Origin of the sequence: Rhizobium sp. 0TCS1.26 (assembly GCF_050455525.1) — a bacterium.
Taxonomy (GTDB): Bacteria; Pseudomonadota; Alphaproteobacteria; order Rhizobiales; family Rhizobiaceae; genus Neorhizobium.
In genome coordinates, this window is record NZ_JBCIYV010000004.1 from 101,100 (window position 1) to 120,883 (window position 19,784).

At 63.5% G+C, this 19,784-nt stretch carries 24 protein-coding genes; 10 read left to right on the top strand and 14 right to left on the bottom strand.

Annotated elements, in window-relative coordinates:
• Positions 1-8: 8 nt before the first annotated feature.
• The 3 genes from AAIH46_RS18220 to AAIH46_RS18230 form a co-directional block, all read right to left on the bottom strand.
• Entirely contained in the window at positions 9-383 is a 375-nt protein-coding gene (locus AAIH46_RS18220) for a response regulator (protein WP_430307471.1), read from the bottom strand.
• 115 nt (positions 384-498) lie between these two features.
• A complete protein-coding gene (hpt, locus tag AAIH46_RS18225; RefSeq protein WP_430307472.1) occupies positions 499-1,053 on the bottom strand; it encodes a hypoxanthine phosphoribosyltransferase in 555 nt (184 codons plus the stop codon).
• Positions 1,054-1,114: 61 nt separating this feature from the next.
• Positions 1,115-1,780: a hypothetical protein gene (locus tag AAIH46_RS18230; protein WP_430307473.1), complete on the bottom strand. Its 666-nt coding sequence runs from the start codon at positions 1,778-1,780 to the stop codon at positions 1,115-1,117.
• A 196-nt stretch (positions 1,781-1,976) separates the two neighbouring features.
• On the opposite strand from AAIH46_RS18230, the gene ftsE reads away from it, so the two are divergent.
• The 4 genes from ftsE to AAIH46_RS18250 all read left to right on the top strand — a co-directional run bounded on the left by ftsE (position 1,977) and on the right by AAIH46_RS18250 (position 5,338).
• Positions 1,977-2,636, top strand: coding sequence for a cell division ATP-binding protein FtsE (gene ftsE, locus AAIH46_RS18235; protein ID WP_430307474.1), 660 nt, complete (start codon positions 1,977-1,979; stop codon positions 2,634-2,636).
• Positions 2,629-3,663, top strand: a complete 1,035-nt coding sequence (locus AAIH46_RS18240; protein WP_430307475.1) for a cell division protein FtsX — start codon at positions 2,629-2,631, stop codon at positions 3,661-3,663. Before ftsE ends, AAIH46_RS18240 begins: the two co-directional genes overlap by 8 nt.
• An 80-nt stretch (positions 3,664-3,743) precedes the next feature.
• Positions 3,744-4,475 carry a YdcF family protein gene (locus AAIH46_RS18245; protein ID WP_430307476.1) on the top strand — a complete coding sequence of 244 codons (732 nt, stop codon included), beginning with the start codon at positions 3,744-3,746 and terminating at the stop codon, positions 4,473-4,475.
• A gap of 71 nt (positions 4,476-4,546) precedes the next feature.
• On the top strand, positions 4,547-5,338 hold the full coding sequence (locus AAIH46_RS18250) for a lysophospholipid acyltransferase family protein (RefSeq protein ID WP_430307477.1): 792 nt from the start codon (positions 4,547-4,549) through the stop codon (positions 5,336-5,338).
• A gap of 53 nt (positions 5,339-5,391) precedes the next feature.
• On the opposite strand, the gene AAIH46_RS18255 is transcribed toward AAIH46_RS18250, so the two are convergent.
• Positions 5,392-5,943 carry a gamma-glutamylcyclotransferase gene (locus AAIH46_RS18255; RefSeq protein ID WP_430307752.1) on the bottom strand — a complete coding sequence of 184 codons (552 nt, stop codon included), beginning with the start codon at positions 5,941-5,943 and terminating at the stop codon, positions 5,392-5,394.
• A 37-nt stretch (positions 5,944-5,980) separates the two neighbouring features.
• On the opposite strand from AAIH46_RS18255, the gene AAIH46_RS18260 reads away from it, so the two are divergent.
• A complete protein-coding gene (locus AAIH46_RS18260) occupies positions 5,981-6,985 on the top strand; it encodes a DUF2125 domain-containing protein (RefSeq protein WP_430307478.1) in 1,005 nt (334 codons plus the stop codon).
• A 39-nt stretch (positions 6,986-7,024) separates the two neighbouring features.
• Here AAIH46_RS18260 and AAIH46_RS18265 read toward each other — a convergent pair whose 3' ends face one another.
• Genes AAIH46_RS18265 through AAIH46_RS18275 form a run of 3 tightly spaced genes read right to left on the bottom strand, consistent with a single transcriptional unit; the run spans position 7,025 to position 9,904 of the window.
• Positions 7,025-7,954 (bottom strand): prephenate/arogenate dehydrogenase family protein, encoded by a 930-nt coding sequence (locus AAIH46_RS18265; RefSeq protein ID WP_430307479.1) that lies wholly within the window; start codon positions 7,952-7,954, stop codon positions 7,025-7,027.
• The gene (hisC, locus tag AAIH46_RS18270; RefSeq protein ID WP_430307480.1) at positions 7,951-9,060 is read right to left on the bottom strand and encodes a histidinol-phosphate transaminase; all 1,110 of its coding nucleotides are present in this window, start codon (positions 9,058-9,060) and stop codon (positions 7,951-7,953) included. The genes AAIH46_RS18265 and hisC overlap by 4 nt, the downstream gene beginning before the upstream one ends.
• A gap of 34 nt (positions 9,061-9,094) precedes the next feature.
• The gene (locus AAIH46_RS18275) at positions 9,095-9,904 is read right to left on the bottom strand and encodes a class I SAM-dependent methyltransferase (protein ID WP_430307481.1); all 810 of its coding nucleotides are present in this window, start codon (positions 9,902-9,904) and stop codon (positions 9,095-9,097) included.
• 89 nt (positions 9,905-9,993) lie between these two features.
• On the opposite strand from AAIH46_RS18275, the gene gloB reads away from it, so the two are divergent.
• Together gloB and AAIH46_RS18285 are read left to right on the top strand one after the other, a co-directional pair.
• Complete coding sequence (gene gloB, locus AAIH46_RS18280) at positions 9,994-10,767, top strand: hydroxyacylglutathione hydrolase (protein WP_430307482.1); 774 nt, start codon at positions 9,994-9,996, stop codon at positions 10,765-10,767.
• On the top strand, positions 10,764-11,186 hold the full coding sequence (locus AAIH46_RS18285; protein ID WP_430307483.1) for a cupin domain-containing protein: 423 nt from the start codon (positions 10,764-10,766) through the stop codon (positions 11,184-11,186). The genes gloB and AAIH46_RS18285 overlap by 4 nt, the downstream gene beginning before the upstream one ends.
• A 3-nt stretch (positions 11,187-11,189) precedes the next feature.
• Here AAIH46_RS18285 and yddG read toward each other — a convergent pair whose 3' ends face one another.
• Both yddG and AAIH46_RS18295 read right to left on the bottom strand, forming a co-directional pair.
• A complete protein-coding gene (gene yddG, locus AAIH46_RS18290) occupies positions 11,190-12,080 on the bottom strand; it encodes an aromatic amino acid exporter YddG (RefSeq protein WP_430307753.1) in 891 nt (296 codons plus the stop codon).
• A 40-nt stretch (positions 12,081-12,120) separates the two neighbouring features.
• Positions 12,121-12,897: a DUF3108 domain-containing protein gene (locus AAIH46_RS18295; protein ID WP_430307484.1), complete on the bottom strand. Its 777-nt coding sequence runs from the start codon at positions 12,895-12,897 to the stop codon at positions 12,121-12,123.
• Positions 12,898-13,133: 236 nt separating this feature from the next.
• Here AAIH46_RS18295 and rpmB point away from each other — a divergent pair, with 236 nt between their 5' ends.
• A complete protein-coding gene (rpmB, locus tag AAIH46_RS18300) occupies positions 13,134-13,436 on the top strand; it encodes a 50S ribosomal protein L28 (RefSeq protein WP_430307485.1) in 303 nt (100 codons plus the stop codon).
• Positions 13,437-13,542: 106 nt separating this feature from the next.
• Complete coding sequence (locus tag AAIH46_RS18305; RefSeq protein WP_430307486.1) at positions 13,543-14,178, top strand: VUT family protein; 636 nt, start codon at positions 13,543-13,545, stop codon at positions 14,176-14,178.
• A gap of 7 nt (positions 14,179-14,185) precedes the next feature.
• Here the strand turns inward: AAIH46_RS18305 and AAIH46_RS18310 are convergent, their stop codons facing one another.
• The 5 genes from AAIH46_RS18310 to AAIH46_RS18330 form a co-directional block, all read right to left on the bottom strand.
• On the bottom strand, positions 14,186-14,752 hold the full coding sequence (locus AAIH46_RS18310; RefSeq protein WP_430307487.1) for an adenylate kinase: 567 nt from the start codon (positions 14,750-14,752) through the stop codon (positions 14,186-14,188).
• A gap of 20 nt (positions 14,753-14,772) precedes the next feature.
• Positions 14,773-15,771 carry an esterase-like activity of phytase family protein gene (locus tag AAIH46_RS18315; RefSeq protein WP_430307488.1) on the bottom strand — a complete coding sequence of 333 codons (999 nt, stop codon included), beginning with the start codon at positions 15,769-15,771 and terminating at the stop codon, positions 14,773-14,775.
• A 6-nt stretch (positions 15,772-15,777) separates the two neighbouring features.
• Positions 15,778-17,673, bottom strand: coding sequence for a cobaltochelatase subunit CobT (gene cobT / locus AAIH46_RS18320; protein ID WP_430307489.1), 1,896 nt, complete (start codon positions 17,671-17,673; stop codon positions 15,778-15,780).
• Between the two features lie 31 nt (positions 17,674-17,704).
• The gene (cobS, locus tag AAIH46_RS18325) at positions 17,705-18,697 is read right to left on the bottom strand and encodes a cobaltochelatase subunit CobS (protein ID WP_430307490.1); all 993 of its coding nucleotides are present in this window, start codon (positions 18,695-18,697) and stop codon (positions 17,705-17,707) included.
• A 74-nt stretch (positions 18,698-18,771) separates the two neighbouring features.
• Positions 18,772-19,398 carry a J domain-containing protein gene (locus tag AAIH46_RS18330; RefSeq protein ID WP_430307491.1) on the bottom strand — a complete coding sequence of 209 codons (627 nt, stop codon included), beginning with the start codon at positions 19,396-19,398 and terminating at the stop codon, positions 18,772-18,774.
• Between the two features lie 101 nt (positions 19,399-19,499).
• Here AAIH46_RS18330 and AAIH46_RS18335 point away from each other — a divergent pair, with 101 nt between their 5' ends.
• On the top strand, positions 19,500-19,781 hold the full coding sequence (locus AAIH46_RS18335; protein ID WP_430307492.1) for a BolA family protein: 282 nt from the start codon (positions 19,500-19,502) through the stop codon (positions 19,779-19,781).
• The last annotated feature ends 3 nt before the right edge of the window (positions 19,782-19,784 follow it).

Consider the following 19,784-nt stretch of genomic DNA (forward strand, 5'->3'; position numbering starts at 1 on the left):
GGAGAACGTCAGGCGGCGCGCGGCGCCGTCGACAGGGCCTGCGCCACGGCGCGGCGGATCTCGGGCAGGGCAAACGGCTTGTCGACCACGTCGACGACCTTCGCCATCAGATCGTCGGCCCGTTCGCGCTGTTCGGCATAGCCCGTCATCAGCAGGATCTTCATGGCTGGAAACTGCGCCGCAGCGCGGTGAGCAAGCTCGATGCCATCCATGACCGGCATGCGGATGTCCGACAGCAGCAGATCGAAGGACGCCTCCTCCAGCAGTTGCAGGCCCTCGGCGCCGTCGGCGGCCTCGTGCGTTTCATGGCCGTCCAACCGTAAGGCCCGTGCGACGAACGAACGCAGCGAATCTTCGTCCTCGGTGATCAGGATCTTCGCCATGGTCGTCGGTACTCCGTGCATCAAATCGGGGTCCAGATGACCCCGATATCCTTTGCGAGGAGTAAACGTTTGGCAAGACCGGGGCGGGATGGTTAACGCCCCGTGACCAACCCGATCAGCTTTTGGACACGGCGTCACCCGTCACGACGCCGACGAATGGCAGTTCGCGGAAGGCGTATGCGACGTCCATGCCATAGCCGACAACGAAATAGTCGGGGCATTCGAAGCCGACATAATCCGCCTCCAGCTGCTCCTGCCGCTTGACCCGCTTGTCGAGCAGGACGGCGAGCGTCACATGGCGGGCGCCGCGCTCGTAGAGCAGTTCCTTTGCGAACTTCAGCGTCCGCCCGGATTCGAGAATGTCGTCGATCAGCAGGACGTCGCGGTCCTTCACATCGGAATCGATGTCCTTGACGATCCGGACCCCCTGCGAGACCGTGCCGGCGCCATAGCTCGACAGGGTGATGAACTCGACTTCCGGCGCAAGACCCGTGTCGTGCAGCGCGCGCAACAGATCGGCCGCAAAGATGAACGACCCCTTCAGGACCGCGATGACCAACAGGTCGCTGGTCGGACCGGAGGCGATCTGTCTCGCCAGTTCGCGATTGCGTTCAGCGATCTGTTCAGCGGTGAAAAGCGGCTCGATGGTCTTGCCGCGGACGATGGGCATGGGCTTCTCCAGGGTGTCCTCAACCCCGGCGATAGCACAATCGGTCCCCAGTGGCATCCATTTAGCTGAAGGAAAGGCGCAACTGCGGGGTTTTTCCACCAGGGTGCGGGACGCGGGCCGAGAAACCATGGCTGTTGTCGCGATCGATCGTGGCGATCGGCGGCGCGATCATGCTGGTTGCGACCGGCTTGCCATCCACCAGGAATTCAACGCGGATCGAAGGCACCGCCATGCTCCTGGAGGTGCGGTTCTCGACGATACCGTTGATCAGCAGCACCTGCATTCCCCCCGCATCCTGGGACGTCAGCGTGATGTGGGTGATGTCTAGACCGCCGGCGCGAGCCGACGATCCGGTATCTCCCGACAGCAGGGAAAAGCCGCCGGCCAGGGTGAAGACGAGGACGAAGACGAAGGCCACGAGCGCGGAAAAGAAATCGGCCGACATACGCAGCAGCATGCCTTCGACCCGCTCGATCAGCCGCTCGACCAGCGACGCAGGCTCGGCGTTGACGACCTGCATCCGCGGACGGTGGGGGCGCTTCTGGTTATCGTTCTGGAAGCGATGCGCTGTTGACGGTCGTCCATCATTGGCGAGCGTGACGAAATGCGCATCCTCGACCGGCTGCGGCGTGATCGGCTGGCGCGGACGCGGCTGGCTGATTGCCTCCGGTGGCAGAATGTCATAGGCCACGGGTGCTTTGTCGCGACGCGGGCGGAATGCGTTCATGGCCCTCTCCCGCCTGTTTCCGACAGGGCGGAAACTGAGGCATTGAAACGAATCCCTCCCAGTCGTAAATTTAAATGGTTAATGCTTCGCAAAAGCGGCCCCGAAACCGCCGCCTTCCGGGGGATGATTCAGCATCCGTCAACCCTTGCCGTTTACCAACGGCCTCACAAGACCACCCATTGGACTGGATGACCTGTTGATCCATTTCGAAAATGTCGGTTTGCGATACGGAATGGGCCCGGAGATTCTCCGGGATTTGACCTTCGATATCCCAAAGCGCTCCTTTCAGTTCCTGACCGGCCCCTCCGGCGCCGGCAAGACGACGTTGCTGCGCCTGCTGTTCATGTCGCTGCAGCCGACCCGCGGCCTGATCCGCATGTTCGAGCGTGACCTGTCGCAGATCCCGCGTAGCGAGCTGCCAATGCTTCGCCGCCGGGTCGGCATCGTCTTCCAGGATTTTCGCCTGCTGGAACACCTGACGACCTACGAAAACGTCGCGCTGCCGCTGCGGGTGCGCGGCAAGGACGAGGCGAGCTACCGCAACGACGTCATCGAGCTGTTGAAGTGGGTGGGTCTCGGCGAGCGGATCAATGTGCTGCCGCCGGTGCTGTCAGGCGGCGAGAAACAGCGCGCCGCGATTGCCCGCGCACTGATGGACCGGCCGGAAATCCTGCTTGCCGACGAGCCGACGGGCAACGTCGATCCGCCCATGGCCCGCCGTCTGCTCAACCTGTTCCTGGAGCTGAACCGGCTCGGCACGGCGGTGGTCATCGCGACCCACGACCTGGCCCTGATGGACCAGATCGACGCGCGCCGCATGATCCTCACAGACGGGCGGCTCGACATCTATGAATGAGATCACCCGCCCTCGCCGCGAGGGTCCCGCCGTTCCGGAGAGCCCGACAGCGCCCCCGCAGCAGCGGCGCGCGGAAATGCGCGTCCGCCCGACGGCCCCGATCCTGCCGCCCTCCAACATCCAGGGCAATGCGCTGCTGGTCGTCATTTCGATCATGGCCTTTCTCGCATGCCTGACGCTTGGCGCCGTCAGCATGGTGCGCGCCACAGCGTCCAGCTGGGAAAGCCAGATCTCCCGCGAGATCACCATCCAGATCAAGCCTGATGATGGCCTCGACATGGATGCGACACTCGTCAAGGCCCGCGATCTGGCGCTCACCTTCGTCGGCACGCGGCAGGGCACGATCATGGACGATGCAGCGACCGCCCGGCTGCTGGAACCATGGCTCGGCGCCGGCCTCGACCTGAAGGAGCTGCCCGTCCCGCGGCTGGTGATCATCACCATAGACGAGAACAATCCACCGGATTTTGCCGCGATGCGCGACCTGTTGCGCACGGAAGTCCCGCAGGCGTTCCTCGACGATCACCGGACCTGGGTGGACCGGCTGGTATCGATGGCCCGCACCACCGTGCTGATCGGCACCGGCATCCTGATCCTGGTATTTACCGCGATGATCCTGACGGTGATCTTCGCCACCCGCGGCGCGCTCTCCGGCAACCGTCACATCGTCGAGGTGCTGCACTTCGTCGGCGCCGAGAGCAGCTTCGTCGCCACCGAGTTCCAGAAGCACTTCCTGAAGATCAGCCTCAAGGGCTCTGCCGCCGGAGGCATACTTGCGGCGCTGCTGTTTGCCACCGCCAGCCTCTGGCAAAGTAATTCGCTGGCCACCCCCGAGAGTGACCAGGCGACGGCGCTTTTCGGCACTTTCACCATCGGCTTCTCCGGCTACCTCGGCATTTTGGCGACGATGATCGTCATTGCTCTCCTGACGACGCTCACCGCCCGTTTCACCGTCATGCGGACCATCGACGAGATCGACCTCATTCGGTCTGACCCGGCCCGCTCCGACGGCCTCCCGTCTTCCTGACCTTCGATGTTAGATCAACCCCCAACCCGCATTCGACGCAAGCCTTTCGGATGGAGCCAGAAGGCTCTAAGGAAATGGTCATGACCTCTGGCCCGACGACCCAGAACGAAGACGCATCGCACACGCCCCGCCGGGACCGTCTGTTCCGTCGTCGCGGGCCGTTGCGGCGCGCCCTGCGGTACGTCGGCATCCTCGTGTTTCTTTGCGTCGCGATTCTGTTCGGCGGTTTTCTCTGGTTTGCGGATACAGTCACCTCGCTTCGGGCGCCGGAAGGCGTCAAGGCCGATGCGATCGTCGTTCTGACAGGCGGCTATCAGCGAATCGATCAGGCGCTGGGCCTGCTGCGCGACGGCGCCGGCCGCCGGCTGCTGATCTCCGGCGCGCACCCTTCCGCCTCGCCAGCGCAGATCCGTCGCACGACACAAGGTTCCCCCGACCTTTTCCAGTGCTGCGTCGATGTCGGCTACGCGGCGATAGATACCATCGGCAACGCCCACGAGATCACCCGCTGGATCGGCGATCACGGGTATCGCTCGGTCCTGGTCGTCACCAACAACTACCACATGCCGCGCAGTCTTCTGGAACTGCGCCGGGTCGATCGCCAGACCGACTTCATCCCCTATCCGGTTATCAATTCCGATCTGACCCGTAAGGCTTGGTTTGCGGAGCCCGACGTGCTGCGCACGATGCTGGCCGAATATGCCAAGATGGCGGCTGCGACAGGTCGCTGGATGGCCGGCATGCCGCAGGGAACGGGCCTGCGAAGCGATAACGAGATCCGGCGCGAAGGCGTAAAGCCGCAGCAACGCTGAGCCGGCGCTGCTTCCGTCTTCCGTCCGCATGGTGTAGGCACAGCCAGCCAGTCCACTCCGGAACCGCTTTCATGCTGATGTTGCGTTCGACCCTCTTCAATGTTGCTTTCTATGCCAATCTGATCCTGCGCATGATCGTGCTGACGCCGGTCTATTTTCTCCTGCCGCGTAAGAAGGCCTTCCGGATCCCCAAGGACTGGGCACGCGCCAACCATTGGCTGATGGAGAAGATCGTCGGCACCACCTTCGAGATCGAGGGACTGGAGAACATCCCGAAGACCGGCTGCATCTTTGCACCGAAGCACCAGTCTTTCTGGGATACCTACGCGCTGCTGCCGTGGATGGACGACCCGGTCTACATCCTGAAGCGAGAGCTGACCTGGATCCCGCTGTTCGGCTGGTACGTCATGAAACAGCGAATGATCCCGGTCGACCGCGGCGCGCGCGGCAAGGTGATGCTGGAGGTGATGCGGCGGACCAAGATCGAGATGAAGAATGGTCGGCAGTTGATCATCTATCCGGAGGGTACGCGGCGCAATCCGGGTGATGATCCGCAGTACCGCTATGGCATCGCCCGCATCTACCGCGACATGGACGTTCCGGTGGTCCCGATCGCCATGCATCCAGGCCTCTTCTGGCCGCGCCGCAGCACGATGCGCTATCCGGGTCATTTCAAGGTTCGCATCCTGCCGGCGATCCAGCCGGGCATGGATCCCGATGCATTCTTCGCGCATCTGGTCGAGACGCTGGAAAAGGCGAGCGACGATCTGCTGCTCGAAGATGTCGCGGCCAACCCGGATCTGCCGTTGCCGCCAAGCGCCGCCAGGCGGGTTGCTGAACTCAAGGCTCGGGCGGAGGTCTGAGTGCCTAACCCGGAACCGAGGCTGGACAGAGACGCCTGCTCAGCCTCCGAACGTCAGGCGACCGGTTCATTCCTCAGGACGCGGAGATGTTCGGCAACGCTTTCCAGCCACGCATCGCGCAAGCCCATCTGATCAAGATGCTCCAGCGTGTTCAGCACGTAGGCGTCGTTGGGCCCTGACTTGCCGGTGGATGCATGCACGATGCGCGCCGCATCCTCGGCATCCAGCGCGCCGGCGTATTGCGCATGAGCTCGATCGACCACATAGCCAAGCGCTCTGACCTGCCGCCCGTCCGAAAGCGCGACCGGCAGATGCCGCTCTCGGTAGACATGGGTCACCAATTCGCGCTCGCGCAGGTATTCAAGCACATCGTCGCGATCCTCCAGCCGGACCCGGAAAGCAACACCCCGGCAGGAGCCGCCGCGGTCGAGACCAAGGACCAGCCCGGGTCGTTCCGGCGTGCCGCGATGGACGAAGGAGCGGACACACAGCGAGCGCCGGTAGCCGAAAGCCCGCGCCTGCATGCGCTGATCGAAGGCAAAGCCCGGATTCCACATCAGCGAGCCGTAGCCAAACACCCAAAATTCGTCCATATCCCACGCCACACCGCATGCACTCGAACGAGCACCATTGGAGATGATCATGGCAGCGTCAAGCCGAAGCGGCGTCAGCAGAAAAATTTGGGCGCTCGCTGCAGCGATCATCCTGGCCATCGCCGTCTATACGGCCGGCTGGTTTTACGCAGCGTCCATGCTGAAGGAAAAGACACTGGCACTGCTTGGCCAGCAGCAACGTAGCGGCGTGACCGCCGAATGCAGCGATGCCGACTACCGCGGCTACCCCTTCCGCATAGGTCTCTTCTGCTCAAGGGTGGCCATCGACGATCGTGACAACGGTCTCGCCGTCACACTCGGCGCATTGCGGTCGGCAGCCCAGGTCTACGATCCCAACCACATCGTCTGGGAACTGGATGGGCCGGCAGAAGTACGCACCGGTCAAGGCCTTGCGACGTCGTCGCAGTGGCAGGCGCTGCAGTCGAGCCTGCAGACCACCGGTCGTGGCGTCGAACGCAGCTCCACCACGATCGACGGGTTGAAGACGACCATCGTCTCCACGCAGACCCAGCAGAACTTCGACGTCTCCGTCGGCCGCACCGAAGCCCATATGCGCCAGAACGGTGCCGATCTCGATGCTGCGGTGACCATGGAGAACATGGATATCCTCACTCACGGGATGCCGCAGGTCCTGCCGCGCTTCACCGCGACGGCCGATGTCACGCTGGCCGGCAAGGCAGCCATGCTCGAAGGCCGGGATATCGGCACGGGCCTGCGCAACGCCCAGGGTGAGATGCGCCGGCTGGCGGTCGACCTCGGCAACGGCCAGGTGCTGAGCCTCGCCGGTCCCTTCTCGGTAGACGATCAGGGCCGTATTTCGGGAAAACTGAAACTGCAGGTCGAGAAGATCGGCGCCTGGCGGGAGCAGTTGAAGGCGGCCATGCCGCAGGCTGCATCCACCATCGACACCGCATCGAAGATGCTGTCGGCGCTGACGGGCGGCGGAGATAGCGCAAGCCTCGATCTGACGCTGAACCGCGGCCGGGTTCTGGTCGGCGGCTTCATCGCCATCGGCGAGATCCCGCCGCTGTGACGAGAACTTCCCGCCGGAGAGCTTGAGGACTCAGCGGCCTCAGCTCTTCGGATCGAGCGCGTGGCGACCGAAATCCGGCGCATCAACATCCTGACCGGCTTCGATGATCGAACGGCGGACGTTTCTCGTGCGGGAAAACAGTTCGAACAGCTTGTCGCCTTCGCCCCAGCGGATTGCCCGCTGCAGGTAGGCGAGGTCCTCGGAAAAGCGCGCCAGCATTTCGAGGATCGCATCCTTGTTATGCAGGCACACGTCCCGCCACATTGTCGGGTCGGATGCGGCCAGACGGGTAAAATCGCGGAAGCCGGACGCCGAGTACTTGATGACTTCCGATTCCGTCACCGCCTCAAGGTCGTCGGCCGTGCCGACGATGTTGTAGGCGATGATGTGCGGCAGGTGCGACACGATGGCCAGCACCTTGTCGTGGTGCTCCGGATCCATCTCGTCGATCTTCGACCCGAGCGCAATCCAGAACGCCCGCAGCCGCTCGAGGGCGGCAGAATCGGTGTCAGGCAACGGCGTGAAGATGCACCAGCGGCCGCGGAACAGACCGGCAAAGCCGGCATCCGGTCCGGATTTTTCCGTGCCTGCCAGGGGATGGCCGGGAATGAAGTGAACGCCAGCCGGAACATGCGGCGCCATCTGCGCGATGACCGAAGCCTTGGTCGACCCGACATCGGTCAGGATGGCGCCAGGCTTCAGGTTGGCGGCGATCTGCTCCGCCACCATGCCGGACGAACCGACCGGCACAGAAACGATCACCAGGTCGGCGTCCTTCACGGCATCGGCCGCCGAGGAAACATAGAGGTCGCCAAGGCCGAGTTCCTCTGCCCGCTTCAACGTCGCCTCGCTGCGGGTCGAGATCACCAGCGTTCCGGCAAGCCCGCTCTCCTTGATGTCGCGTGCGATGGACGAGCCGATGAGGCCGATGCCGATCAGCGCGATGCGATCGAAGAGGACATTGCTCATGCGGTGCGGCTCATGAATTCGCCGAGCGCTTCGATGACCCCGCGATTGGCCTCTTCCGAACCGACGGTCATCCGCAGCGCGTTCGGGAACCCGTAGCCCTTCACGGCGCGCAGGATGAAGCCACGGCTGGTGAGGAAGGCATCGGCGTCCGGCGCACGCTTGCCGTCGACGTCAGGGAAGTGGATGAGGATGAAGTTGGTGACCGACGGCGTCACCTTCAGGCCGAGGCTTTCGAAGGCATGCGTCAGCTTGTCCAGCCAGAGCGTGTTGTGGGCAACCGCCTCGCCGATGAAAGCCTGGTCACGCATTGCCGTCGCGCCGGCGGCGATCGCCGGAGCATTGAGGTTGAACGGGCCGCGCACGCGGTTCAGCGCATCGAGGATGTCCACCGGCCCGTACATCCAGCCGATGCGCAGCGCCGCCAGTCCATAGGCTTTCGAGAACGTCCGGCACATGACGACGTTCGGGCTCGACGATACCAGTTCGATGCCGGCTTCGTAGTCGTTGCGGCGCACATATTCGGCATAGGCCGCATCAAGAACCAGGATGACGTTCTTCGGCAGGCCGGCATGCAGGCGACGAATTTCGGCTGCCGGCACATAGGTGCCCGTTGGATTGCCGGGATTGGCGATGAAGACCAGCTTTGTCTTCGGGGTCACGGCAGCAAGGATCGCGTCGACATCGACGCGGCATTCGGTTTCCTTCACGGTCACCGGCTTTGCCCCGGCGCCCATGATCTGGATCCTGTAGACGAGGAAGCCGTGCTCGGTGATGATCGCTTCGTCGCCATCGCCGAGATAGACGTGGCAGATGAGACCGAGCAATTCGTCCGAGCCATTGCCGCAGAGGATGTTGGCCGGGTTCAGGCCGTGCGTCGAAGCAATCGCGGCGCGCAGCTCGGTGGCCTGACCATCAGGATAAAGCTCCAGATGACCAGCTGCCTGGCGGAACGCGTCGATGGCCTTCGGGCTTGCACCCAAGGGCGTCTCGTTGGAAGACAGCTTAAAGACGCGATCGACGCCCGGGGCATGTTCCTTGCCCGGAACGTAGGCGGCGATATCCAGGATTCCGGACCGGGGAACGGGCTTCAGCTCTGCAACATCCATGGAACAAGACCTTCGAAAAAACGATCCTGAGGCCTTAATCCTGCGAGCCTCTTTTGTCGAGAGCGAAGGCGGTTGCGCTGGTACGGCGGTGCGGTGGGCCGCCGGCGGACATGCGTCCGGCCGGGATACCCTGTGCGCCGAGCACCGGCACGAAGACGCGGCGTGAGGCACGGGATGCGACCGGCAACCCCTGATACAGCCGCTTCTGCGCCTCCAGGATCAGGACGCCCGAAAATGCAGGCCACAGGCGCCGTCCGACCCGCTCGAAGGCATGCCGCAGCTTCAGCACGGCGCGCAGCTTCGATGGCGGGAAGAACAGCGCTTCAGCGCTGGCGCCGGGGGTGAAGTTCGTCTCGCGAAGCAGCGCCGTCAACTGCCGGCGCGAATACGGTCGCCCCGACCCGAACGGCGTATGCTCCATGCGCGCCCAGACCCCGCGGCGATTGGGAACGACGATCACCAGGCGTCCGCCCGGTGCCAGCACGCGCCAGAGCTCCTTCAGGGTCTCCCGCGGATTTTCGGCAAACTCCAGCGAATGGACCATCAGCACCCGATCGATCGAACTGTCCGGCAGCGGCAATTCCTCCTCGAAAACCAGTGCCGTCGACGACAGTTCGCGCACCGGCCAGTTCACCGCGCCCTGCCCTGCCGGCATGAAGGCGAAGGTTCGCTCGGTGTTGGTACGAAAGCGGTCGAGATACGGAACGGCATAGCCGAGTCCAACCAGACGCTCCTCAGGAAGCCGCGCCCACAACGAGCTCAAGGCGGCCGCGATCGAATGCTCTGCCAGGCGGCCGAGCTGGGAATGGTAGAATTCGCGGAGGTCGACGATATCGGCGTGCATGAAACGAAAGCTATCAGAGGGAGGTTGGACTTCAAGGCGCCAGCCCCTACATTCTGCGCTGACCATAGACATAGAACGGGTTCGGGCGAATGAAACCTCTGGCAATCGAAGTCTTTACCTGTCGCAGCGACAATTACGGCGTTCTGGTGCACGATCCGGAAAGCGGCCTGACGGCCGCGATCGATGCGCCGGAAGAAGGCCCTATCGTTGCAGCCGCCGAACGTCGTGGCTGGCGCCTTACCCACATCTTCACCACCCATCATCACATCGACCATGTCGAGGCGAACCTGGCGCTGAAGGAGCGCTATGGCTGCGAGATCATCGGGCCGGTGAACGAGGCGGTCGCCATTCCCGGCATCGACCGGACGGTCGCGGACGGTGACGAATTCCTGTTCGGCGAACACCCGGTGCGGGTGTTCGAGACGCCCGGCCACACCGCTGGACACATCTGCTACCATTTCCCGGAGGACAAGATCCTGTTCGCTGCCGATACGCTGTTTGCGCTCGGCTGCGGCCGGCTGTTTGAACGCACGGCCGCAGACATGTGGCATTCTCTGCAGAAACTGGCGGTCCTGCCGGACGAGACGGCCGTTTATTTCGGCCATGAATATACCCAGTCGAACGCCCGCTTCGCGCTCAGCATCGACGCCGGCAACGAGGCGCTGCAGCGCCGGGCGCGGCAGATCGACGAACTGCTGGCGGAAGGCCGCTTCACCATTCCGACGATGATCGGCCTGGAGAAGGAGACCAATCCCTTCATGCGCCCGGCCGACCCGGCCATCCGCCGGCATCTGGTCATGGAGGGGGCGACGAACGAGGAGGTCTTTGCCGAGATCCGCAAGCGAAAAGACAACTTCAAATGACGGCAGACGAGATCATCCGGCACCTCGACATGCAGCGCCATCCGGAAGGCGGCTGGTATGTGGAGACGTTCCGCGATGCGGACGGCGGCGAGCGCGGCCATTCGACATCCATCTACTACCTTTTAGGCCGCGGCGAGCGATCGCACTGGCACCGGGTCAAGGATGCAGTCGAGGTCTGGCACTTCTATGCCGGCAGTCCGCTGAAGTTGCGGCTGGCGAAGGATGGCGAGACGGCTCGCGAGGTCATCCTGGGGATAGATCTGGCCCGTGGTGAACGCCCGCAGGCAGTGGTCGAGGCGAACGAGTGGCAGGCGGCGGAATCGACGGGCGAATTCACGCTGGTCGGCTGCACCGTCGCGCCGGGGTTCGCCTTCTCTTCCTTCGAAATGGCACCGCCCGGATGGCAACCGAAGACTTGAGATCTATTCTGCCGCGGCGGATGTGCGGGTGCGACTGCGAAAGATCATGTCCCTGGCGGCCAGCACGGCGCCGCCGGTAATCAGCAGGCAGGCAAGTCCGATGCGCAGGCTGGGCTCCGCGAAGCCGAACAGCGTGAGGATGAGGGTGGACAGCAGCGGCGCTGCGTAACTTGCGGCGCCGAGGATCTGGATGTCGCCGTTCTTCACCCCGTAATCCCACGCATAGAAGGCAGCTCCCACCGGCAGCAGGCCAAGCCCCACCACCGCCAGCCATTCGGTGCCGTTGGCCGGCCAGACGGTCGCCTCGAGGCCGAGATGGCAGATGAGCGACAACGCCGAGGTCGCAAGACAGAAGCCGGTGACGACATCGGTCGAGACGGCCTCGAACCGCCGCGTCAGCAGCGAGTAGCCCGACCAGGTGAAGGCGCACAGGAAAGCCGCGCCGTAACCGACGAGATAGCCGCGATCGAAGGAAATGCCGCTGCGCGACACGATCGCCGCCGTGCCCGCCAGTCCGGCCAGTGCGCCGGCCAGGTGGTACCAGCGCAGCCGTTCGCCCGGTAGCAGCGCCGAGCCGACGACGATGAACAGAGGCCACAGGTAGGCGATAAGGCCGGCCTCGACGGCCGGCGCGTTGCGAAGCGCCGTGAAGTAGAGGAAGTGGTAGCCGAACAGGCCGCCAATGCCGATCAGCCAGACCTTGGCCGGCTGCTTCAGGAGCGCCAGCCGCTGCGGACGAGCCGCCAGCAGCAAGAGACCGGGCAGGCTTCCGATGGCGAACGTGATGGCGGAAAGCTGGAACGGCGGCATCAGCCCCGACGCCGTCGTCATCAACGCCAGCAGCGACCACATGAGGATGGCGGCAAAGCCGATCAGCGTGCCCTTGACCTTCAACACCAGCCCCCTGTCGCGAGCGGCATCGACCTCTGCCGCCTCAACCGCCGTATTTCACGGCCGTCACGTAGACGTCGCCGACGCGTGTCGGGATACGTGCATAGACCGGAGCATATACATTGACGCCGGCCGCCTTGGCAAACCACACTTCCATCTTCGCCTTCTTGAGGAACTCGATGTCGGTGCGCCCCTGCTTGTAGCCGGACTTAGGCTCGTAGCGAACCTCGCAGACGATGGCGTCGCCCTTGTAGCCGTTTGTGGAGAAGGCCTTGCTGCCCTTCGACGACAGGACGAGATCAAGCCGCGACTCGCCATCGTAGATCGGCAACCGGCTCGGGCAGATCTTGACTCCATCCGGAAAGATCAGCCCGGACAGCGGATCGAGTACCGATTGCAGATCGCCGTCGCCAATCGGGATCCAGCTGGAGGGACGGCTCGTCGGTTCAGGCTTGATCGTCGAGGAGACGACGTTGCCGTTCTTGTAGGCGACGTCATAGGTGCGCGTCTTCTTGCCCTGCGTGTAGACCAGCGAATAGGCATTGGCCTGCAGCTTCTGGCCCTGCACCGAGCCGCTCACATTGGTGGCCGCGGAAATCTTGCTGAACAGGCTGACGAGGCCGTAGGATCTGAACGAGCCGGCGATCTTGTAGTCGCTGCTATCGAATTCGCTGGCAAAGGAGGCTTTGGCGATCGGCAGAAGGCCGAGCGAAATGTCGTACTCGCTGACATGCCGTATACCCGCCGTGCCGGCCGGCAGCGCCGACAGGCCGAGCGCTGCGGCGGCGATGAGAACCAGCGGACGGCTCCTGCGGCGCATGGGCATTCCTTGAAACCTGGATGATGACAGCGGCGATATAGGCAAACCACTGTGGCAACAAAATAGCAAGACGCCGGGTTTCACCGGCGCAAAACCGGCATTCCGGACGATGTTTGACTTGACGCGCGCGGGCTCACTGACTATAGAACCGCAACTTTCCAATCAGGACAATTGGATCGGCAGGCCGGGCTTTGCCCGAATACCCGTTCAATTGCAAAGAAGAATAAAGGTGTACCATGTCCCGTATGTGCGAATTGAGCGGCAAAGGCGTCCAGTCGGGCAACAATGTCAGCCACGCCAACAACAAGACGCGTCGCCGGTTCCTGCCGAACCTGTGCCACGTCACGCTGATCTCCGATTCGCTCGGCCAGCGTTTCCGTCTGCGCGTCTCCGCGCACGCCCTGCGCTCGGTTGAGCATCGCGGCGGTCTTGACGCGTTCCTGCTGAAGGCTGACGAAGCCGAACTGTCGATGCGCGCCCGCCTGCTGCGTCGCCAGATCGTCAAGAAGACCGCCGAAGTGGCTCAGGCAGCCGCCTAAGCTTTCTGTCTCTATCATCGCTTGGAAAGGGCTTGACGGTTTCCGTCCAAGCCCTTTCTCTTGCCGTTCATCCAATCGTGCTGGTGGCATCACCCAGGGTAAAAAAATGCGGTATTTTCGCGCGACCATTGTTTACGTAGTGCTGATGACGATCGTCGTCGTCGCCTCCAACTTCCTCGTCCAGTTCCCGGTTGCCGGGCATGTCTTCGGCATCGAGCTCAGCGATCTGCTGACCTGGGGCGCCTTCACCTATCCTGCGGCCTTCCTGGTTACCGACCTGACGAACCGTCAGTTCGGCCCACGCATCGCCCGCCGCGTCGTTCTTGCCGGCTTTGTTGTCGGTGTGACGCTGTCCTTCTACACCTCCATTCCGCGCATCGCGATCGGTTCCGGCGCCGCGTATCTCGTCGGCCAATTGCTGGACATTTCGGTGTTCAATACGCTCCGCCGCCAGAGCTGGTGGCAGGCGCCTCTGGCAGGTTCCATGCTGGGCTCGGCGCTGGACACAGTCCTGTTCTTCTCGATCTCGTTTGCACCGCTTTTCGGCTTCCTCGGCGCCAATGACGAGTTTGCCATCAGCCAGGCACCCATCCTCGGCATCTTCGCCACGGAAGCGCCGCGCTGGATCTCCTGGGCACTCGGCGACTTCGTCGTCAAGCTGCTGGTCGGTCTCGTGATGCTCCTGCCCTACGGCGCGCTGATGAGCGTCGTAAAGCCGATGCCGCCCGCACAGGCTGCCTGAGCAGTCCTCAGCGGGGCGCGGCAATGCCCTTCGCCGCGACCAGCGGATGCAGGAGGATCTCGTCCACGAGATCCTGGACAGGCCGGGACGTATCGAGCCGCAGCACCGGCGCAGTCAGCGTCGAAAGCCACGCCTCGTGTGCGGCAAGGCTTCGTTGCTCGGGGCCTGACGTATCATACGCCGCGGCCCACTCCAGAAACCTGGTGCTTGGTTCCGCCATATCGCCGCCGGGCAGGATGCGTTCACCGTAGCGCTCCACCTCGCGCCGGCGGATGCGCTCCATCCTGAGCCCGGGGTCGAGCATCAGGAACACGATCAGGTGGTAGAGCGGCTCCAGCGACTGCCCCCATTTGAGCGCCGAGCCGGACAGCACCCATCCGGATGCGCCGGCCATCCGCTCACCGAGCACAGCCAGTCTGTCCGGCACCGGGCGCGGCGTCGTGTAGGGTGGATCCGTCGGTAGCCAGTAAGCATCGTCGGTATCAAGATGCGGCAGCCCCAGCCGTTCACCCAGGGCTCTTCCCAGGGTCGTGGTCCCGGAACCGGACGCACCCATGACATGGATACGGGTCATCTAAGCCCCTCCTCTCCCGGTCAGTCGGTGAGCCTGAATTCCAGCATCAGGTTTCGCTGCAGGATCGAATGATTGTCGTCGGAGACCAGGATCACATGCGGGTGACCGTCATCGCCGTCGATGACGTCCATGCCTTCCATGTTGTCGATCTGGAAACCCATATCGGCCTCGATCAGCACCCGCCCGTCCACCAACGCGCCGGGCTTCAGGTCTTCGCCGGCAATCCGCCGGATGCGCATCCCCACGCCGCCGAGGAAGCTGAACCGACGCTCCAGCAGTAACAGGTCGCCGCCGGGAAGGAACGCGCCGTCGGTGACGTCCCAGGGCGCCTTGCGCACCACCTTGAACTGGCCCTTTCGGGGGCCCTCCAAAATGGCAGCATAGAGATTGCCGTCCGCATCGACGCTACGCTCGGCGATCGTCACGACGGCACCCTTCAGAGAGCCTGCTGGAGGCGCGACGACGACAGTTTCCAATCCGCCATTGCCGCGCAATTCACGCCTGGGAATGAGAATGTCGAGGCTGCGGCGCGGCGGTGATGTCTCGAAACCGGGATCCGGATAGACATCCACGCGATGGCGCCGCTCGAAGCTGACGATCGCCTCGCCGGGACGCAGCGCGACGCCCTCGGCGTCGATGTCGCCCTTGTTGCGCGGCTCCTCGCCGCGCCCATCACGCATCGCCGAGATGGCGACGTCTTCAAGCGCTGCGAGGCGTCCATCACTGCCCCGGGAGATGCGCCCGGTCAGCCAGTGCCCGGTATCGAGAACCGAGACGAACTGCAGGCCGCCCGGGCGGAACCTGATGCTGGAGAGCGAGCCGAGCAGCTCTTCCCGCGATGTAAACTCCAGCCCTCCAACGAACTCAAGTTCGCCGAAGCGGGTCTCCTGCGATCCCGGCTTGAAGAAGACGAAGGGCCTTGCCTGCACCGGCACATCGATCGTTTGCGCCCGCACGGCTGGCGCCACAAGCGCGGCGCCGAGCAGGAGGGCGGATACGAGATGCCGGATCCGGACCAAGCGAGATCAGCCCGCCCGTCGTGCGCGGCCGCGCTGGCCGCCATTCTCGTCGAACAGATCCGCCAGCTGTTCCGTCATGGCGCCGGCTAGTTCGTCCGCATCGACGATCGTCACAGCGCGACGGTAGTAGCGGGTCACGTCGTGGCCGATACCGATGGCCAGCAGTTCGACGGGCGACCGTGTCTCGATCTGCTCGATGACGGCCCGCAGGTGACGCTCGAGATAGTTGCCGGGGTTGACCGATAGGGTGCTGTCGTCGACGGGCGCGCCATCGGAGATCATCATCATGATCTTGCGCTGCTCCGGTCGGTTGATCAGACGGTTGTGCGCCCACATCAGCGCCTCGCCGTCGATGTTCTCCTTGAGCAGGCCCTCGCGCATCATCAGGCCGAGGTTGCGGCGCGAACGGCGCCACGGCGCGTCTGCCGACTTGTAGACGATATGGCGCAAATCGTTGAGGCGACCCGGCGTCGGCTGCTTGCCGCCCGCCAGCCACTGCTCGCGGCTCTGCCCGCCCTTCCACGCCTTGGTCGTGAAGCCGAGGATCTCGACCTTCACGCCGCTGCGCTCCAGGGTTCGGGCAAGAATGTCGGCGCAGGTCGCGGCAACCGTGATCGGCCTACCGCGCATCGACCCGGAATTGTCGATGACCAGCGACACGACCGTATCGCGGAACTGCGTGTCACGCTCCCGCTTGAACGACAGCGGCTGCATCGGATCGATCACCAGGCGCACCAGGCGCGCGGGATCCAGATAGCCCTCTTCCAGATCGAAATCCCAGGAACGGTTCTGCTGCGCCATCAGCCGCCGCTGCAAGCGGTTCGCCAGGCGTCCGACGGCGCCCTGGAGATGCGCGAGCTGTTTGTCGAGAAACGCTCGCAGACGGTCGAGTTCGGCTTCGTCGCACAGTTCCTCGGCAAGGATCTCCTCGTCGAACTCCTGCGTGAAGATATGGTAGTCGACCTTCTCGTTGAAATCGTCGAAGGGCAGGCTCGGGCGCCGCGTTTCGCCGGGCGTCTCGGACTGGTCGTCCTCGTCGTCGGACATGTCGTCGTCGGAGATCTCGGCGCCGTCCATCTCGCCGTCGTCGAGCTGCTCTTCCGCAGCACTGCTTTCTTCGGCCGGTGCGGCGTCGGAGCCGGCATCTTCCTCGACTTCGTCGTTCTCGGTCTCGTTGCTGCGCGGCTGATCCTCGTCGTCGGGGTTCTCCATCTCGTCCGACTGGTCTTCGTCGTCGCCGAAATCCTCAGCCATCTGCATCGAGGACAGCATGTGGCGGACCAGCTTGCCGAACGCCTGCTGGTCTTCCATCACTGTGCGCAGGCTGGTGAGATCCGGCCCTGCCTTCTCCTCGAAGAACGGACGCCAGAGATCGAGCACCTTGCCGGCGCTGGCAGGCGGCTGGATGCCCGTCAACTTCTCGCGCACCAGCATCGCCATGGCCTCGCCGATCGGCGCGTCTTCCTGCCGCTCGACGCCACCGAAGTTGGCCTTGCTGTACTTCTCGGCATTCATGGTGGCGATGTTGGAGGCCATGCCGGCCATCCTGAGCGAGCCGATCGACTCCACCCGCGCCTGCTCGACCGCGTCGAACACAGCACGGGCATCACTCCCCTGCGGCGACATCGTCGCATGCAGGCTGGCATCGTGACAGGCGAGCCGCAGGGCCATGGAATCGCCGAGACCACGCGTCACGGCGAGCTCCTGAGCCGTCGGGCGCTTGGAAATCTCCGGCAGGCGGATGCGTTCGCCGGCCATGCCCGGACGCTCGTTGGCGAAAGAGACTTCCACCTCCGCGTTTCCGGCAATGGAACGCACGCAGCCGGTGATCGCCCGGCGTAGCGGCTCGGTATCAACCGGCCCGCTCGTCTTCGCCTTCGTATTGTCGCCGCGGCCTGCCATATCGCTCACCTTGTCAGTCTGCCTTCGCCCTTCAAGCTCCGAGCGCGATGTTCGCGGCGCTCTCCTTCAGCTCCACGCCGAAAGCGCGCTGATACTGCTCGGCGACCAACGTCCGCTCCAGTTCGTCGCACTTGTTGAGGAAGGTGATGCGGAAGGCAAAGGCGACGTCCCCGAAGATCTCGGCGTTTTCCGCCCAGGTGATGACGGTACGCGGGCTCATGACCGTCGACAGGTCGCCGTTGATGAAGGCCGAGCGCGTCATGTCCGCGACGCGGACCATCTTCGAAACCGTTTCGCGACCTTCAGCCGTCGCACCGAAGCTCTTCACCTTGGCGGACACGATATCCACTTCTTGCTGGTGCGGCAGATAGTTCAGCGTCGTGACGATCGACCAGCGGTCCATCTGCGCCTGGTTGATCTGCTGCGTGCCGTGATAGAGACCCGTCGTATCGCCGAGACCGACCGTGTTGGCGGTTGCGAAGATGCGGAATGCCGGATGAGGACGGATGACGCGGCTCTGGTCGAGAAGCGTCAGACGGCCGGACGATTCCAGCACGCGCTGGATGACGAACATGACGTCCGGACGACCGGCGTCGTACTCGTCGAAGACCAGCGCCACATTGTGCTGGTAGGCCCAGGGCAGGATGCCGTCCTTGAATTCGGTGATCTGTTTGCCGTCCTTCAGGACGATGGCGTCCTTGCCGACGAGATCGATACGGCTGACGTGGCTGTCGAGGTTGATGCGCACGCAAGGCCAGTTCAGCCGCGCCGCAACCTGCTCGATATGGGTGGACTTGCCCGTGCCGTGAAAGCCAGAGACCATGACGCGACGATTGTGGGCAAAGCCCGCCAGGATCGCCAGCGTCGTATCGCGGTCGAACAGGTAGTCGGGGTCCAGGTCGGGAACGTAAGGGTCGCCGTTGCTGTAGGCGGGAACCCTGAGGTCGGTGTCAATGCCGAAGACGTCCCGAACCGAAACCGTGGTGTCCGGGAGGTTTGAAATATCAAGATCGATTTTGCTCATCACCACTCCACGTCGAACCGGATACCGGTCCGGCCGCAATCCTTCGCTGCCATGTTGCCTTGCACCAGAACGGCTTAGCAGAAACCGGACTGCTTTAACAATTGATACGCCTGTATGACGGCCCGAAAACGTTCTTCCGAGCCACGGTCGCCGCCATTCGCGTCAGGATGGTGCTTCTTGACCAGTTCCTTGTAGCGGCTCTTGATTTCGGCTTTGGTTGCGCCTGCCGTCAAGCCCATTGTGTCGAAGGCCTTCGCCTCGAGTGTCTTCAACTTCCGCACCGCCGGTTCGTTCCGGGCACCGCCCGGTCCACCTTCGCGCACGAAGCCGAACGGATCCTTGACGCGATTGAAGCTGGCGGCAGAACCGGATCGAGTGGTCGCATGCAGCGGCGCGTCTTTGGCCGCCTTGTTGACGCCGACCGTCCAGGTCGGACGGTGACCGGTGATCGCTTCCTTCTGGTACCGAGCGATCTCGGTATCCGACAGGCCGGAGAAGTAGTTGTAGCCCTTGTTGTATTCCTTGACGTGCTCGAAGCAGAACAGGAAAAATTGGCCTTCGGCGTTACGCCCCACCGGCGCACGATGCACGCCCGGCTTGTCGCAACCGTCCCACTGACAGGTCGGCGCCGAGGGCGCCGGATCCTGCTCCCGTTTCCGGCGCGTCCGGATGCGGTCGAAATATTTGGAATCTAGTTTCATTTAAGCACATTATGGGGTGCAGGACGGGGCAGAACAAGAATTGACAAAGGCCTTTGTTGCTGTTCTGTGGGACGCCATTTTCGACACACCGGGAGGCCCGAATGTCGGTCCGCACGCGCATTCAATCGACGCTGGAAGAGGAACTGAAGCCTGAACGGCTGGAGGTTATCGATGAGAGCCATCAGCATGCGGGGCATCAGCCGAGCATGACCGGCGACGGCGAAACCCATATGCGGGTGCGGGTTGTTTCCGGCAGATTCCTGGGGCTGACGCGCCTCCAGCGGCATCGGCTGGTGAACGATCTCCTGAAACCTGAACTGGACGCTGGACTGCACGCGCTGGCGGTCGAGCCTTCGGCGCCCGGAGAGCCGACCCGCTGGTAACCG

Bases quoted from the DNA above. Each gene is read 5' to 3' on its own strand.
- AAIH46_RS18220 (WP_430307471.1), bottom strand. From the start codon at position 383: ATGGCGAAGATCCTGATCACCGAGGACGAAGATTCGCTGCGTTCGTTC.
- AAIH46_RS18295 (WP_430307484.1), bottom strand. From the start codon at position 12,897: ATGCGCCGCAGGAGCCGTCCGCTGGTTCTCATCGCCGCCGCAGCGCTC.
- cobS (WP_430307490.1), bottom strand. From the start codon at position 18,697: ATGAGCAAAATCGATCTTGATATTTCAAACCTCCCGGACACCACGGTT.
- AAIH46_RS18265 (WP_430307479.1), bottom strand. From the start codon at position 7,954: ATGAGCAATGTCCTCTTCGATCGCATCGCGCTGATCGGCATCGGCCTC.
- hisC (WP_430307480.1), bottom strand. From the start codon at position 9,060: ATGGATGTTGCAGAGCTGAAGCCCGTTCCCCGGTCCGGAATCCTGGAT.
- AAIH46_RS18230 (WP_430307473.1), bottom strand. From the start codon at position 1,780: ATGAACGCATTCCGCCCGCGTCGCGACAAAGCACCCGTGGCCTATGAC.
- AAIH46_RS18330 (WP_430307491.1), bottom strand. From the start codon at position 19,398: ATGAAACTAGATTCCAAATATTTCGACCGCATCCGGACGCGCCGGAAA.
- AAIH46_RS18260 (WP_430307478.1), top strand. From the start codon at position 5,981: ATGGCAGCGTCAAGCCGAAGCGGCGTCAGCAGAAAAATTTGGGCGCTC.
- AAIH46_RS18310 (WP_430307487.1), bottom strand. From the start codon at position 14,752: ATGACCCGTATCCATGTCATGGGTGCGTCCGGTTCCGGGACCACGACC.
- AAIH46_RS18275 (WP_430307481.1), bottom strand. From the start codon at position 9,904: ATGCACGCCGATATCGTCGACCTCCGCGAATTCTACCATTCCCAGCTC.
- cobT (WP_430307489.1), bottom strand. From the start codon at position 17,673: ATGGCAGGCCGCGGCGACAATACGAAGGCGAAGACGAGCGGGCCGGTT.
- AAIH46_RS18245 (WP_430307476.1), top strand. From the start codon at position 3,744: ATGACCTCTGGCCCGACGACCCAGAACGAAGACGCATCGCACACGCCC.
- AAIH46_RS18285 (WP_430307483.1), top strand. From the start codon at position 10,764: ATGACGGCAGACGAGATCATCCGGCACCTCGACATGCAGCGCCATCCG.
- AAIH46_RS18305 (WP_430307486.1), top strand. From the start codon at position 13,543: ATGCGGTATTTTCGCGCGACCATTGTTTACGTAGTGCTGATGACGATC.
- hpt (WP_430307472.1), bottom strand. From the start codon at position 1,053: ATGCCCATCGTCCGCGGCAAGACCATCGAGCCGCTTTTCACCGCTGAA.
- AAIH46_RS18240 (WP_430307475.1), top strand. From the start codon at position 2,629: ATGAATGAGATCACCCGCCCTCGCCGCGAGGGTCCCGCCGTTCCGGAG.
- AAIH46_RS18250 (WP_430307477.1), top strand. From the start codon at position 4,547: ATGCTGATGTTGCGTTCGACCCTCTTCAATGTTGCTTTCTATGCCAAT.
- rpmB (WP_430307485.1), top strand. From the start codon at position 13,134: ATGTCCCGTATGTGCGAATTGAGCGGCAAAGGCGTCCAGTCGGGCAAC.
- gloB (WP_430307482.1), top strand. From the start codon at position 9,994: ATGAAACCTCTGGCAATCGAAGTCTTTACCTGTCGCAGCGACAATTAC.
- AAIH46_RS18335 (WP_430307492.1), top strand. From the start codon at position 19,500: ATGTCGGTCCGCACGCGCATTCAATCGACGCTGGAAGAGGAACTGAAG.